Here is a 15,216-nt window from a genome sequence, read left to right on the forward strand (position 1 = left end):
GCGGAACACCCCCGCAATGACCTGCAAGGTCATGGGCGCGCGCAGGCCGGCCGACCTATGATCCGCTTCGGATCATCCAGGGAACCGCCCGTATGTCGTCCACCCACGTCACGCCCGTTGGATCGTTGCTGCGCGAATGGCGCACGACCCGGCGCATGAGCCAGCTCGATCTCGCGCTGACAGCGGAGATCTCGGCCCGACATCTCAGTTGCCTGGAAACGGGCAAGGCGCAGCCCAGCCGCGAGATGGTCATCCGGCTCGCCGACACGCTCGGCGTGCCGTTGCGCGAACGCAACACCTGGCTGGTTGCCGCCGGCTACGCGCCGTTCTATCCCGAGCGTCAACTGGCCGCGCCGGAGCTCGCCCAGGTGCGCCACGCGATCGAGTGCATCCTCGAACAACAGGAACCCTACCCGGCCTTCGTGCTCAATCGTCACTGGGAGGTGCTGATGGCCAACGGCGCCGCCGCACGCATCAACCGCTTCGTCATGCGCGGACGCGAAAGCAGCCACACCAACATGCTGCGGCAGATCTTCGATCCGAACGACTTCCGTCAGGTGATCGTCAACTGGGAAGAGATTGCCAGCGAACTGCTGCGCCATCTGCATAACGAAGTGGCCTCGTCGCCTTCGGATCAGCAAGCGCGCGCGTTGCTGGACGAGATACTGGCCTATCCGGATGTGCCCGTGTCCTGGCGACAACTATCGACAGAGAAAATCCCCTCACCGCTGATGACCACGGTTCTGCAACGCGACGATCAACGGCTGAGCTTCTTCTCGACCATCACCACGTTCGGTACGCCACGCGACGTGACGCTCGACGATCTGCATATCGAGTCGTGCTTTCCCGTCGATGAAGAAACGGCGGCGTTCTGTCAGATGTTGAAGCGCAAGGATCCTTAGACCGTCAACTCGCTGCGCATGGGCAACGACCAGTCGATCGGCGCCTGCCCATGTTCGGTCAGATACTGATTGGCGGCGGAGAAATGACCGCAGCCGAGAAACCCGCGATGCGCGGACAGCGGCGAGGGATGCACCGATTTCAGGACACGATGCTTGCGCGTGTCGATCAGCTGACCCTTCTTCTGCGCATACGATCCCCACAGCATGAACACGATGTCCTCGCGTTCGCGATTAAGTGCGTCGATCGCGGCATCGGTAAAACCTTCCCAGCCCTTGCCTTGATGCGCATTGGCCATGCCACGCTCCACCGTCAACACGGCGTTGAGCAGCAGCACGCCACGATCCGCCCAAGGCGTCAGGCAACCGTGATCGGGCGATGCGATGCCCAGATCACGCTGGATCTCCTTGAAGATGTTCTGCAACGACGGCGGCGTCTGCACGCCGGGGCGTACCGAGAAACACAGACCATGCGCCTGATTCGGGCCGTGATAGGGATCCTGCCCAAGAATCACCACGCGCACCGCATCGAACGGCGTGTGATCGAAGGCCGCGAAAATATCCGGCCCGGGCGGATAGATCACCTTGCCGGCCTGCTTCTCGGCGCGCAGAAATGCGGAGAGCGCCTGCATCTCGGGACGCTCGAGATAATCGCCGATGCGCGCCTTCCACGAAGGCTCCAGCTTCACCCGTTCGTTGCTCATGCGGTAGCGCTGCGCTCACGCAAATGGCGGGCAACGCGCAACTGGAACAGCAACTTGGTAATCAACAATTTTTCCTCGATCGGTTTCTCGACCAGATCGTTGGCGCCCGCTCTCAGCAGGGCCGCCTGATTGGCCGGGTTTTCGTCGCCTGTCATCACCAGCACCGGCAACGAGCCTTTGCTGTAACCGTAATCGCGACGTATGCGATCGAGCAAGTCGCCGCCGGTCAGCTCGCCTTTAAGGCTGACGTCGGTCAGCACGATATCCGCACCGACGATGCCTTGCGCACGCGCCGTCTCCAGCATGGCGAGCGCATCTTCGGCGCTGATCACATGGCGCACGGTGAGGCCGTATTTCTCCAGCATCCGACGCGTCGCCAACGCGACCACGCGGCTGTCCTCGACGTAAAGCACCTCGCCGTCGGCCATGCTTTCGGGCCGCACATAGCCGCGAATGAATTCGCCCAGCGCCTGAAAGCCCAGTGATTTGTCGAAGTAGTCGGTGACGTGCTCGCCGAGCGTGCGCCGGTGCAGGCGATCGTCGACGTCACCGGAAACAACCACGATGGGAATGTAGATCTGCGGCGCGAACTCCCGCACATAACGCGCCAGCTCCAGGCCATCCATATCGGGCAGCCGCAGCGACACGGTAATGAAATCGAACACGCCGCTTTCGAGCAGCTTGTGTGCCTCGGCGCCGGTACCGCAGCCGACCACGTCGGCTCCAGGCAACTCGGCATTGAGCACGCGCGTGATCAACTGCCGCACGACCTTGGAACCGTCCACCACCAATACACGCGGTGCCGCACTAACGACACGATTACTGAAACTTGCACTCATCCGCAGCCCGCCCATCGGAAACGCGACGCTTGAAGAATCCCGGGCAAACACCCCCGTGCGCCCGTCGAGACATGCATCTTGCCTTGTTCCGCGCCCGGATGCCTGCGACCTGAGTCGCCGCCCGGCCCATCCGGGCTGTTACACGGCCTTACGTAACTGCCACGCGCTCATCAGGCGCGCACCCAGCCAACCCAGCACGGCCGCACCCACCGGCACCGCCGCCAGCAGCCACCAGGGCAGCCCGCCGACCTGTAGTTTGCCGTCGTAAGCGTGACTCAACTGTGTCACTGGGTCGACCAGGGCAAATTCGACCACCAGGGCGACCCCGGCGGCGATGATGCCGCTGAGCAGGCCATACCAGATGCCTGCATACAGATAGGGCCGGCGCACGAAGGCGCGGCTGGCCCCGACCAGCATCAGTACATCGATCTCTTCGGCACGGCTGGAGATATCCACGCGCACCGTATTGGCGACCACCAGCAACGCCGCCAGCGCCAGCATGGCGGCGAGCACCAGCACGGTACGGTTGCCGACCGCCAGCAACGCGTCCAGCCGTTGGCGCCAGCTACCGGCGTCCTGCACCTGATCGATACCGTGCATGGCGCGCATGTCGGTCACCAGGCGTTCGACGCCATCGGCACCGATATCGGGCTTGGGCATCACCTCGAGCACATACGGCAGCGGATTTTCGTCCAGCGTATGGAGCGCCGTGCCGAAGCCCTGCATCTTGGCCAGCTCATCCATGCCTTGCTGGGGCGTCTTGACCCCGACGGCGGCAACGTCGACACGTTCGCGCAAGGTGGTGGCCAGCGCTTCGACCGCGGCACCGGCCTGGCCCGGTTTCAGGAATGCGCTGACGGCCTGATTCTGGCCCAGCGCATCGCCCAGGTTCTGGACGTTGGCGAGCAGCAGGTAGAAGGCCAGCGGCAGCGCCAGGGCCAGACCCATCACCGCGATGGTGAGAAACGTGCCCAACGGCCGCGAGAACAGTCGACGTAGGCTGGCCGCCGCGCTCCAGCCGTGATGCTCGCGCCAGCTGGCGACCGGGCGGCCACGGCTGCGCTCGGTACGCGGTGCGATATCGAGCTGATCATTCGGATGCTGATCCATGCTTACAGCACCTCCTGCGCGGCCACGTCGGCGACCAGCCGGCCGTGATCGAGTACGACCACGCGCTTTTTCATCTTCTTGATCAGCGGCAGGTCATGGCTGGCGACCAGCACGGTCGTGCCGACATTCTGGAATTCCGCGAACAGACCCATGATTTCCATCGCTAGCTGCGGATCGAGATTGCCGGTCGGCTCATCGGCGATCAGTAGCGAAGGCTTGGCGACGATCGCACGCGCGATACCCACGCGCTGCTGTTCACCGGCCGAAAGCGAATCGGGCAGCTGGCGCTCGTAGGCAAGCAGGCCGACTTTTTCCAGCGCGGCGCGCACGCGGCGACCACGCTCCTGTGGCGCTACGCCACCGATGACCAGCGGCAGCTCCACGTTGGCGAAAACGGTGCGTTCCATCAGCAGGCGGTGATCCTGGAAAACCATGCCGATCCGGCGACGCAGCTTGGGAATGCCGCCGCGCCCGACTTTGGCCAGGCTCTGTCCATCCATCATGATCACGCCGTGCGATGGGCGCTCGATCAGGCCGAGCAGCTTGAGCAGCGTGCTCTTGCCGGCGCCGGAATGCCCGGTGACGAAGGCCATTTCGCCATCGGCGACCTCGAACGAAAGTTGGGATAGCGCTTCATGGCCACCCTCATAGCGTTTGCTGACTTGTTCGAAGCGAATCACGCAAATCCCCCGGCCTGTTTGCCGACAGTGGAAAGGATAAGCGGCGGTAAGGAAAACTTCGAGAGATTTTCCGTCGCTGACCTGGCGAGCGAAAGACGCTGGACCCCGGCATGCACCGGGGCGACGAACCATGGAAAGCAGCGGCAAAACCCGCCTGCACCGTCGCCCCGGCGAACGCCGGGGCGCAGTGCCTTTATCAACGCCCGGTAAACAACCGCGTCAGACGACGGAAGAAACCCGGCTTCTTCGGTGCGGTGTGCTCGCCGGCGTGTGCCGCTGCGGTGGCAACAACCTGGCGCGAACGACCGTTGCCGGCCTGCTCGCCACCGTTACGCGGCGGACGACGCTCGCCACGCGGGCGATCGTTGTTGCGCTCGCTCGGCGCAGCGGCGGCGCTGCCGTTGCTGTTTTGCACCTGCGCGGCATCGCCCTCGCGACGACGACCACGACCGCCACGGCGACGACGGCGCTTGCGCTCCGCCTCGCCCGCCACGGAAGCGGCATCGCCCGCGGGCGCAGCCACCGGCGCAACCGTCGCTGGTGCGGCGGCCGGCTTGCGCTCGGTACGCTCGCGCCTTTCGCCGTCGCGCGGCTTGCGCGAATCGCCACCGCGGCCGCCTTCGCGGCGTGAACGGCCACCGGGACCGCCGCTGTCCTTCTTCTCGCGCGCAATGACCTTGTCGCCGAACTCGGCGCTATCGGCCGCGGCATGGGCCACGAACTGCTCGTCGATCTGCTTGGGCTTGGGCATCACCAGCAATTCGGGATCGATCGCCGCGACCGGGATACGTTGCCCGATATAGGTTTCGATATCCGGCAGCGACATCGCATACAGGTCGCAGGCGAAGCTGATCGCATCGCCCTCGGCACCCAGACGCGCGGTACGGCCGATGCGATGCACATAATCCTCGGCATCCTGCGGCAGGTCGTAATTGAATACGTGGCTGACCGCCGGGATATGCAGGCCGCGTGCGGCCACATCGGTGCACACCAGCATGTCGAGCTGGCCTTCCTGGAAGCGCTGCAGCAACTTCTGGCGCTTCAACTGCGGCACGTCGCCCGACAAGGCACCGACGCGATAACCCTGGCGCTTCACGCGGTCGGTCACGCGCTCGGCGGCCGCCTTGGTGTTGACGAAGATGATGCTGCGCTCGGCGCTGGTGCGCTCAAGCAGGTTGAGCAGCAACGGCATCTTTTCTTCTTTCGAAGGGAAGAACACCTGCTGACGCACGCGATCGGCGGTGACGTTTTCGGTTTCGACCGCCAGCTTCTCGGCGTTATGCATGTGCTCGTATGCGAGCTCCAGCACGCGATGGCTGAGCGTGGCCGAGAACAGCAGCACCTGGCGCTGTTCGCGCGCCGGCAGGCGGCGGAAGATGAAACGCACGTCCTTGATGAAGCCCAGGTCGAACATGCGATCGGCTTCGTCGATCACCATCACTTCGACGCCGTTGAAGCCGAAGACCTGCTGCTTGTAGTAATCGAGCAGGCGGCCGGGCGTGGCGATGATGATGTCGCAGCCGTCTTTCAATTGCTGGCGCTGCTTGTCGTAATCGACGCCGCCATAAATCAGTGCGGTGCGCAGGCCAGTGTGGCGACCGATCGCCTTGGCGTCCTTTTCGATCTGGATGGCCAGCTCGCGGGTCGGCGCGATCACCAGCGCGCGCGGATCGCTGTCCTTGCGCTCGGCCACGGCCGGGCGGGTCAGCAGGCGATTCATCATCGCCACCAGGAAGGCGCAGGTCTTGCCGGTACCGGTCTGGGCCTGGCCCGCGACGTCGCGGCCGGCCAGGGCCATCGGCAGGGTCAATGCCTGGATCGGGGTGCAGCGGGTAAAACCGGATTCGTCCAGGCCCTGCTGCAGTAGAGGATGAAGGTCGAAATTGGTGAAAAAGGTATCAGTGAGTACGGTTTGGGACATTAGAGGTATCGAATGGGGGTGCAGACGGCGCGTAAACGGCGTCCGGTCCCGCGACAATAAAGATCGGCCCGGGACGGGTGGATGAGGCGGCGCGTATGGAGATGAAGGCGCCGCACGGCGGGCGCGGCGGCTCCGCTGGCATAGGTGAAAGGACTCGCCGTCTTCCCCGAAAGACAAATCCTTAGCGGCGACAAGGACTTGGAAGCCTTCTCACCTATGTCAACGGAACCGTCCGTTGCCGCCCTTGAATCACCTGGGTCCTGTCCTTAACTTACAGAGCAGTGGAGGTCCTTGCCTACCGGCATGGCCTCTAAAGACCGACCCCGCGCTTCATGGGCACCCCAGTGTAGCTGATGCAGGCCGCGCGGTCGTCAATACCCCCTACCCCTGGAGATTCCGGTGAGCGATTTGATTACCCATGTGAGCGACGACGGCTTCGAGCAGGAAGTGCTCCAGTCCGATACCCCGGTATTGCTGGACTTCTGGGCGGAGTGGTGCGGTCCGTGCAAGGCCATCGCCCCGGCCCTGGAAGAGCTGGCCCAGCAGTACGAAGGCAAGCTGCGCATCGCCAAGATCAATATCGACCACAACCAGAAGACCCCCCGCACCTACAACGTGCGCGGCATCCCGACCCTGATGATCTTCAAGAACGGCAAGGTCGAAGCCACCCAGATCGGCGCCGTCAGCAAGGGCGCGCTGGCTCAGTTGATCGAGAAGACGATCTAAGTTTTTAAAGCGACGAGGGGCGGGGAACCTGTGTTCCCCGCCCTGGAAACGGCCCGGACATCACGTTTCGGGCTTTTTGAACGCCTCTTTCGCCCCAGCCGCTTTACGTAGCCGCGCGGCGAGTGCTAGATTGAATACGTCAGTCGGGACCTCGCTGTCCCCCGCGCGCTTCGCGCCGACGACAATCACACCCTCCTTCCTGTAATTACGGCGCCCCCACGAGGTTTGCCCGTGTCCGATATCATCGATACCAAAGAATCCAACGACGCAACCAGCGCCGATGCCAAACCGGCATCCGAAACGCCGCGTACCCGAGCACCGCGCAAATCCGCGGCAGCGGCGGCGGCCAGCGCTGAAAGCACCCGCCCGGAGAAATCCGCGAGCGACATTCCCGCCGAGCGCCCCGCCCCTGCGGCAGAGCGTTCCGCACCAGTCGACGCTCCCGCCCCTGTGCAGGCCAGCCTGCCAGTCGAGCAGCCGAACCAAAACGCCTCTGGCGACAACAATGCGCCACGCCCGCAGACCGAAGCCCGCGAGGGCGGCCAGCAACAAGGTGGCCAGGGTCAGCACCAGGGCGGCGGTTTCCAGAATCGCAACGACCGCAATGACCGAAACGATCGCGGTCGCCGCCGCCGCCATGAGCGCAACGATCGCAACGAGCGCGGGCCTGAGCGTGGCAACAACAATCCCAATCCGCAGCAGCGCAACCAGGGCGGCGGCAACAACCACCCGCGCAACAACAACGGCTTGCCGGTGGACGACGATTACGCCGATGCCGGCAGCAACGATCGCCTGATCAACCTCACCGAGCTCAAGCGCAAGAACGCGATCCAGCTGCTGGAATTCGCCGAATCGCTGGGTATCCAGGAAGGCGTCGCACGTGCACGCAAGCAGGATGTGGTCTTCAATATCTTGAAGGCTCACGCTCGCTCCGGCGGTGGCATCTGGGCCGAAGGCGTGCTGGAAATCCTGCAGGACGGCTTCGGCTTCCTGCGCTCGGCCGATGAGTCCTACCTGGCAGGCCCGGACGACATCTACGTGTCGCCCAGCCAGATCCGCCGCTTCAACCTGCGCACCGGCGACTACATCACCGGACGCGTGCGTCACCCGAAGGAAGGCGAGCGTTACTTCGCCATGCTCAAGGTCGACGACATCAACGGCGATCCGCCGGAAGCGTCGAAGAACAAGCTGCTGTTCGAAAACCTGACTCCGCTGTTCCCGCGCAAGTCGTTCAAGCTCGAGCGCGGCAACGGTTCGACCGAGGACATCACCGGCCGTATTCTCGACCTGGTGGCGCCGATCGGCCGCGGCCAGCGCGGCCTGATCGTGTCGCAGCCCAAGTCCGGTAAGACGATGATGCTGCAGAACATCGCGCAGGCCATCCAGTACAACCATCCTGACGTCCATCTGATCATGCTGTTGATCGACGAGCGTCCGGAAGAAGTCACCGAAATCGCGCGCACCGTGCGCGCCGAAGTGATCAGCTCCACCTTCGACGAACCGGCCGTGCGCCACGTGCAGGTCGCCGAAATGGTGATCGAGCGCGCCAAGCGCCTGGTCGAGCACAAGAAGGACGTAGTGATCCTGCTCGATTCGATCACCCGCCTCGCCCGCGCCTACAACACCGTGGTGCCGAGCTCCGGCAAGGTGCTCACCGGCGGTGTCGACGCCAACGCATTGCAGCGCCCGAAGCGCTTCTTCGGTGCGGCGCGTAACGTCGAAGAAGGCGGCTCGCTGACCATCATCGCCACCGCGCTGACCGACACGGGCAGCAAGATGGACGAGGTGATCTACGAAGAGTTCAAGGGCACGGGCAACATGGAAGTGCACCTGAGCCGCCGCATCTCCGAAAAGCGCGTCTACCCGGCCATCGACATCAACCGCTCCGGCACCCGCCGCGAAGACCTGCTGATCGACCCGGACTTGCTCGCCAAGATCTGGATCCTGCGCAAGCTGCTGCATCCGATGGACGAGCTGGCGGCGATGGAGTTCATGCTCGACAAGATGAAGAACACCAAGTCGAACGACGAGTTCTTCAATTCGATGAAGCGCTGAGCGCTGCATGCGAATCTAAAAAAGCCGCCTTTGGGCGGCTTTTTTTGCCTGCCGATTCGACATCGTGTTGGCATGTGCGCGATGTACTCTGGTTCCGTCGTCCACCAGACTCAGGGAATCTCGAAAACCCCTCCTAGTCGTCATCCCGGCGCAGGCCGGGACCCAGTGGCTTCGGTTTCCGGTTTTCGCGGCAGAGCTGATTCGTATTGGTTCTCGCGATAACCGATCACAAAGTCACTGGGTCCCGGCCTGCGCCGGGATGACGATAGGGAAAACCGAGGTTATTCGAGTTCGCTTTTCAACCCGGAAGCCTATGGCCATGAATGCACCTGCAATCACGATCCGATCCGGCGAACTGGTCGCGCTACGCCTTTTCGATATCGCCTACGGCATCGATCTGACCCAGTCCGAATCGCTGTGGGCGGCGCACGTCGGCGGTACGACCAGCCGTACGCATCTGGCCAGCACGCCGACCAAGGCGATTGCCTTCGAGGTTCCGCCGCTGCGTCTTTCGCTCGATCCGATTGATTTGATGCTGGGCTCGGAGAAAGTCGTCACCGAAGCCTCGGTGCGCCTGTACGACTTCGGTGTGGCGGCACTCGCCGTGCGTGTCAAAGTCACCGACATCTCATGGGACACATTCGTCGAACGCTTCGACGCGCTCGATCAGGCAGCCGGACCCGATACACCAGCGCCGTTCTGGCTCACCTTGCTCGACCATGTTCGCGAGGTGATCGCGCCGGCGCTCGATCGACCGGCGCTGGATGCACGCCTGCAGGAAGACTATCTCCTGGGCAGCGTGTATGCATTCGATGAAGTAGTCGATGCCGCCTCGCTGAGTGAACGCGTCGATCTGATCCGTTTGCTGTCGGGTGAAACGCGCCCGCTTTCCGCAGCAGCCCGGCGGGATCTGCTTTCGCGCAGCTTTTCGTACTACGCCGACGACCTGGCCGTACTCACCTGGGATCGCGCCTTCATCTACGAACCGCGCGGCGACTCAGATGTCGCCGATGTCATCGAAGTGGCCAATGCACAGCTGGTCGAGTTTCGCTATTACGACACGCTGCTGGATGACGAATTGCCGCGCATGTACGACCGAGTGGAGGCCGCAAGACATCTGAGCTCGCTGTTTGCATCGCGCCGCTTTGCCCATCTTGCGAGGCACTTGCACACCCTGGTGGCCGAAGTGACCCAACTGACCGAAAAGGTCGACAACGCCCTGCAGGTCACCGAAGACGTCTATCTGTCGCGTGTATACAGCGCGGCGCTTGGGCTTTTCCGCGTTCCCACGCTCAATGCCTCGGTGGACCGCAAGCTGGCGATTATTCGCGATACCTATGCTGCCCTTTACGATGAGGCGTCCAGCCGACGTGCCGAGCTGCTGGAAATCATCATTATCGTCCTGATCATCACGGAAATCGCGGTGACGCTGCTGCTGCATTAGCCCGGACCCAGGTCCAGGCTGCCCTGGCCCTTTCCGCAGTCTTACGCGAGGCTTTCAATTATTTACGACGGAATCGGGAACAATGGCGACTTCAAAAACACCTTCCTGAGCCGTCCTGTCCTTATGCGCATCCTGCTTGTCGAAGATGATCCCCTGGTCGCCGATGCCGTGGTCCGTGGCCTGTCCGCGGAAGGCTATGCGGTCGACCATACGGGAACGGCCGAATCGGTTGCGGCGATGCTGGAAGGCGCGCATTACGACATGGCCATCATCGACCTGGGACTGCCCGGCGAAGACGGTTTCGGGCTGGTCCGACGCTTGCGCCGCTCGGGCAGCGCCCTGCCGATCCTGATCGCGACCGCGCGGGATGGCCTGGACGATCGGGTCAGCACGCTCGACCTGGGCGCCGACGACTACCTGGTCAAGCCCTTCGCCCTGCCGGAACTGGCGGCCCGCTGCCGCGCCCTGATCCGCCGCGCCACGGCGGCGACCTCGAACGAGCTCACCGTGGGGCTGCTGCGTATCGACCTGGCCGGCCGGCGCGTGCTCGATCGCGATGGGCGTGCGATCGAACTGACCCGGCGCGAATGGTCGATCCTGGAGTGCCTGGCGCATCACGGCGGCCGCGTGGTTAGCAAGGAGCGCCTGATCCAGGCGATTGCCGGCTGGGACGAGGACATCTCCAGCAACGCGATCGAAGTGCATGTCTCGCGCCTGCGCAGCAAGCTCGAAGGCTCGGCGACCGTGCGCGGCATCCGCGGGCTCGGTTACCGCCTTGAAGACATTTAAAGCGTGGCTACAACGCGTCGGCGCGAGCCTGCGCGGACGCTTGTTGATCTATCTGATCGGGCCGCTGCTGCTCCTGCTGGTGCTGGGCATCGCGGTCGATCATCGCGTCATCATTACGCCGATCTACAGCGCGTTCGATCGTTCGCTATCGCGTGCCGCAGTGGCGATCACCGCGCATATCCACCGCGCACCGGACGGCAGCCTGGACATCCCCCTGCCCGACCGGCCGCCACCGCCGTTGCGCTCGACCATCCACGAGCAGTTCTACTACCGGGTCAGCCGGCCCAGCGGCGAAACGGTGGCAGGGACGAATGATTTGCCAATCGTGCCTACAACGACCTCGCTCTCGCGCGATATGGCCTATGGCGATGTCACCTATCGGGGCGAGCTATTGCGTGCAGTCAGCTACCGTACCGATGAAGCAGGCGAGCCGTTGATCGTCACCGCGGCGGAAACGCCACATCGACGCGATCGCGCCATGCAACGCATGGATCTCGCCCTGGGCGTCAACGATACGGTGCAGATGCTGCTGACCCTGGCTGTCGCCCTGGCGGGTATCGCCATTGCGATGCGTCCGCTGCGTCGCCTGCAAGCTCAGATCTCGCGCAGTACACCGCAGACGCTTGAGCCGATGATGATCGACAAAGTGCCTTCGGAAGTGCAGCCGCTGGTCGATTCGCTCAACACCTTGCTGACCACGGTGCGCGACTCCAGCCTCGCGCAACAGCATTTTCTTGCCAATGCCGCCCACCAGTTGCGCACGCCGCTGACCGGCCTGAAGGCGCAGCTTGAAGTGCTTGGCCGCGAGGCCGCCGGCACGCCGCTGGAAGAACGAATCGAACGCCTGCACGGCGGCGTCGACCGTCTCGCCCATACGGCCAATCAGCTGCTGGCGCTGGCACGCGCGGAACCGTCAGCGCACCGCGCCAGTCACTTCGGCTCGATCGATATCGCCGCCCTGATTGGCGACATCATCGGCAGCTCGCTCGATCGCGCGATCGAACGCGATATCGATCTTGGCGCCGAATGTCAGCCGGCACACGTGCTCGGTGTCTATTGGTTGCTGCACGAGCTGTTGCTCAACTTGCTCGACAACGCATTGCAATACACGCCGCCGGGCGGACACGTCACCCTGCGTTGCGGCGTGGACGAGGGCATACCGTTCCTCGAAGTGGAAGACGATGGTCCCGGCATCCCGCCGGCCGAACGCGAGCGGGTGCGCGAACGCTACTACCGTGGCACCGGTAGCGAAGGCGACGGGACCGGCCTGGGATTGGCGATCGTCGACGAGGCGGCCAAGGCCCACAGCGGTCGTTTCCTGATCCTCGACGGCCAGCGCGGACACGGTGTGCGCATGCGCATCGAATTCCCGCGCGAGGGTGGCTAGGCGCCGCTCTCCAGGCGCAAGCTTTCACGCCCGCCGGACTGCCCCGCTGTCATCCGCTTGGGCGTTTCAGGCCCTACAATCACTTCTTCCGGTCGCCGGCCCTGGACGGCCTTTGAAATCGCCACTCCCACCCCCATAGGGAGTGGCTGCCCAGACGAGGAGTCACCCGTGTCCATTCCCAGTGCCGTCAAGAGCACGCCGATCGGCAGCCGCCAGCAGCTTGCCGATTACCTCGCCGCCGGCGAAAAGCCGCGCGAAGCCTGGCGCATCGGCACCGAGCACGAGAAATTCGGTTTCCGCAACGACGACTTGCGCCCACCCACCTTCGACGGCGACCGCGGCATTCGCGTACTGCTGGAGACCCTGGCCGTACGTTACGGCTGGGACGTGGCACGCGAGGGCGAGAACCCGGTAGCGCTATCGCGCGACAAAGCCTCGATCACCCTGGAGCCGGCAGGCCAGCTGGAACTGTCCGGCGCACCGCTGGAAACCATTCATCAGACCTGTTGCGAAGTGAATTCGCATCTGGAAGAAGTGCGTTCGGTCGCCGACGAGCTAGGCATCGGCTTTCTCGGCATGGGCTTCCAGCCCAAATGGCGCCGCGACGAAATGCCATGGATGCCCAAGGGCCGCTACAAGATCATGCGCGAGTACATGCCCAAGGTCGGCTCGCTCGGCCTGGACATGATGACGCGTACCTGCACCGTGCAGGTGAACCTCGATTTCTCCAGCGAAGCGGACATGGTGAAGAAATTTCGCGCCAGTCTCGCCCTGCAACCGATCGCCACGGCACTGTTTGCCGATTCACCGTTTACGGAAGGACGTCCAAACGGTTATCTGTCCTATCGCTCGCACGTATGGACCGATACCGACAAGGATCGTACGGGCATGCTCGACTTCGTCTTCGATCAGAGCTTTGGTTACGAGCGCTATGTCGACTACATGCTCGATGTACCGATGTACTTCAGCTATCAGGATGGCCGCTACATTGATCTTTCGGGCCAGGACTTCAAGCGCTTCATGGAAGGCAAGCTCGCCGCCGTGCCGGGCACACATGCCACCATGCGCGACTGGGCCGACCACCTGACCACCGCTTTCCCGGAAGTGCGCCTTAAGCAGTACCTGGAAATGCGCGGCGCCGATGGCGGCCCCTGGGGCCGACTGTGCGCCCTGCCGGCGCTGTGGGTCGGCTTGTTGTACGACGATGAAGCACTCGATGCGGCGTGGGACCTGGTCAAGGATTTCACCCGCGAAGAACGTCATGCCTTGCGCGACGGCGTGCCCAAGGAAGCGTTGAAACTGAAATTCCGCAACTACAGCGTGCGGGAGCTGGCTCAGGAAACGCTGAAGATCGCAGTGCATGGCCTGAAGCGTCGCAACAAGCTCAACAAGCATGGCGCCGATGAAAGCCTGTTCCTGGAGCCACTGATCGAAATTGCCGAAGCTAACCAGACGCCGGCGGAGCGCAAGCTTGAGCTGTTCCATGGCGCATGGGGCGGAAGCGTAGATCCGGTGTTCAAGCAGTTTGCTTATTGAGGCCGACCAGCGGCCTGACCATCTGTGATAGAAAAAAAGCCGGCTCATGTGCCGGCTTTTTTCTTTTCATCATCACTCTTTCGTTCGAATACCCAGCCAACGGGCCAGCAACGTATCCAGACTCACCTTGCCCGGGCCGGCCATCAGCAGCCAGAAGAAAATCAGGATGTAGACCGTTTCGTCGGCTTCCACGAATTCGTCGATGCCCTGGAAATTGGCCGACACCACCAGCACGATCGCCACGACCATGTTGATGATCATCGGAATGCTCACCAGGCGGGTGAACAGGCCCAGCATGATGAGCGCGCCGCCAACGAGCTCGGTCCAGGCCGAGAGCGCGGCACTGAAGGCGGGAAAAGGAACGCCCCAGCCCATGAAGCGCTGGGTGAAACCGTCCAGGTTTTGCACCTTGGCAATGCCCGTTTCCAACCAGAAATAACCGAAGGAAAGACGAGCCGCCAACGGGCCAAGCCAGCGGACTCCATAGAGGAAGTCGAGCAGGCGCGAAGAAATATCGGCAATGGGCTGACGCATGTAGGCAAATCCGGGCAGGTGAGAGTCGGCTCATGATGCAGGTGCACAATGCCGCGCCGCCATGTTCGCCCGTCCGGCCTTTCTTGCTCTGCGTCCTTTCCTACAGGTTTGTAGTCCAAGCCGGACGATCGGATACAAAATGCAGATGCCCGGTGGCAGTCACGGCCGATGGACAGGACCAGAATGGTACCCGTCGAGCATGGCCGGCTTTCTCACGGGGCCCCGGCACGACACCCCAAAATCAATCCGATTCACTCAGGAGTTACCTCTATGAAGCTCAACAAGATCAACGGTGGTGCCATGGCCCTGGCGGTTGCCGGTCTGTTTGCCGTGACTTCCATGAACGCCGCAGCCGACAACCACGGCGCCCAGGGCGACAGCGCAAAGGTCAAGTGCGAGCACTCCTCGTCCTGTAAGGGCCATGGCGCGTGCAAGCAGGCCAGCAATGCATGCAAGGGCCAGAACGCCTGTAAGGGCCAGGGCTTCACCATGCAGAAGAGCCAGGCCGACTGCGACGCTGCGCAGGCTTCCGCCAAGTAAGGCACTGTGCGGAGCTTTCGGCACCCTCGTGACGAAAGCTCCGCCTTTTTGT

The 15,216-nt window shown here is 63.1% G+C and carries 14 protein-coding genes; 8 read left to right on the forward strand and 6 right to left on the reverse strand.

Going from position 1 to position 15,216, the window contains the following annotated elements; all coding sequences use genetic code 11:
* Positions 1-92: 92 nt before the first annotated feature.
* Entirely contained in the window at positions 93-902 is an 810-nt protein-coding gene (locus QMG46_RS01235) for a helix-turn-helix domain-containing protein (RefSeq protein ID WP_281850613.1), read from the forward strand.
* Here the strand turns inward: QMG46_RS01235 and ung are convergent.
* The 5 genes from ung to QMG46_RS01260 form a co-directional block, all read right to left on the reverse strand.
* Positions 899-1,603, reverse strand: a complete 705-nt coding sequence (gene ung, locus QMG46_RS01240; protein ID WP_281850614.1) for a uracil-DNA glycosylase — start codon at positions 1,601-1,603, stop codon at positions 899-901. The genes QMG46_RS01235 and ung overlap by 4 nt on opposite strands.
* Positions 1,600-2,442, reverse strand: coding sequence for a response regulator (locus tag QMG46_RS01245; RefSeq protein ID WP_281850615.1), 843 nt, complete (start codon positions 2,440-2,442; stop codon positions 1,600-1,602). The genes ung and QMG46_RS01245 overlap by 4 nt, the downstream gene beginning before the upstream one ends.
* A gap of 138 nt (positions 2,443-2,580) precedes the next feature.
* The gene (gene ftsX, locus QMG46_RS01250) at positions 2,581-3,552 is read right to left on the reverse strand and encodes a permease-like cell division protein FtsX (protein WP_281850616.1); all 972 of its coding nucleotides are present in this window, start codon (positions 3,550-3,552) and stop codon (positions 2,581-2,583) included.
* A gap of 2 nt (positions 3,553-3,554) precedes the next feature.
* Positions 3,555-4,238, reverse strand: a complete 684-nt coding sequence (gene ftsE, locus QMG46_RS01255) for a cell division ATP-binding protein FtsE (RefSeq protein ID WP_281852787.1) — start codon at positions 4,236-4,238, stop codon at positions 3,555-3,557.
* Between the two features lie 190 nt (positions 4,239-4,428).
* Positions 4,429-6,153 carry an ATP-dependent RNA helicase RhlB gene (locus QMG46_RS01260; protein ID WP_281850617.1) on the reverse strand — a complete coding sequence of 575 codons (1,725 nt, stop codon included), beginning with the start codon at positions 6,151-6,153 and terminating at the stop codon, positions 4,429-4,431.
* Between the two features lie 399 nt (positions 6,154-6,552).
* Here QMG46_RS01260 and trxA point away from each other — a divergent pair, with 399 nt between their 5' ends.
* The 6 genes from trxA (at position 6,553) to QMG46_RS01290 (ending at position 14,090) form a co-directional block, all read left to right on the forward strand.
* Complete coding sequence (trxA, locus tag QMG46_RS01265) at positions 6,553-6,879, forward strand: thioredoxin TrxA (RefSeq protein WP_281850618.1); 327 nt, start codon at positions 6,553-6,555, stop codon at positions 6,877-6,879.
* A 231-nt stretch (positions 6,880-7,110) separates the two neighbouring features.
* Positions 7,111-8,934, forward strand: a complete 1,824-nt coding sequence (gene rho, locus QMG46_RS01270; protein WP_281850619.1) for a transcription termination factor Rho — start codon at positions 7,111-7,113, stop codon at positions 8,932-8,934.
* A 319-nt stretch (positions 8,935-9,253) separates the two neighbouring features.
* The gene (locus QMG46_RS01275; RefSeq protein ID WP_281850620.1) at positions 9,254-10,378 is read left to right on the forward strand and encodes a hypothetical protein; all 1,125 of its coding nucleotides are present in this window, start codon (positions 9,254-9,256) and stop codon (positions 10,376-10,378) included.
* A 123-nt stretch (positions 10,379-10,501) separates the two neighbouring features.
* Positions 10,502-11,167: a response regulator gene (locus QMG46_RS01280; protein ID WP_281850621.1), complete on the forward strand. Its 666-nt coding sequence runs from the start codon at positions 10,502-10,504 to the stop codon at positions 11,165-11,167.
* Positions 11,154-12,554: a sensor histidine kinase gene (locus tag QMG46_RS01285; protein WP_281850623.1), complete on the forward strand. Its 1,401-nt coding sequence runs from the start codon at positions 11,154-11,156 to the stop codon at positions 12,552-12,554. Before QMG46_RS01280 ends, QMG46_RS01285 begins: the two co-directional genes overlap by 14 nt.
* 168 nt (positions 12,555-12,722) lie before the next feature.
* Complete coding sequence (locus QMG46_RS01290) at positions 12,723-14,090, forward strand: glutamate--cysteine ligase (RefSeq protein ID WP_281850624.1); 1,368 nt, start codon at positions 12,723-12,725, stop codon at positions 14,088-14,090.
* A 72-nt stretch (positions 14,091-14,162) separates the two neighbouring features.
* Here the strand turns inward: QMG46_RS01290 and QMG46_RS01295 are convergent, their stop codons facing one another.
* Complete coding sequence (locus QMG46_RS01295; protein WP_281850625.1) at positions 14,163-14,624, reverse strand: DoxX family protein; 462 nt, start codon at positions 14,622-14,624, stop codon at positions 14,163-14,165.
* Between the two features lie 270 nt (positions 14,625-14,894).
* On the opposite strand from QMG46_RS01295, the gene QMG46_RS01300 reads away from it, so the two are divergent.
* Complete coding sequence (locus tag QMG46_RS01300; RefSeq protein WP_281850626.1) at positions 14,895-15,164, forward strand: BufA2 family periplasmic bufferin-type metallophore; 270 nt, start codon at positions 14,895-14,897, stop codon at positions 15,162-15,164.
* Positions 15,165-15,216 lie beyond the last annotated feature (52 nt).

Origin of the sequence: Dyella sp. GSA-30 (genome assembly GCF_027924605.1) — a bacterium.
Taxonomy (GTDB): Bacteria; Pseudomonadota; Gammaproteobacteria; order Xanthomonadales; family Rhodanobacteraceae; genus GSA-30.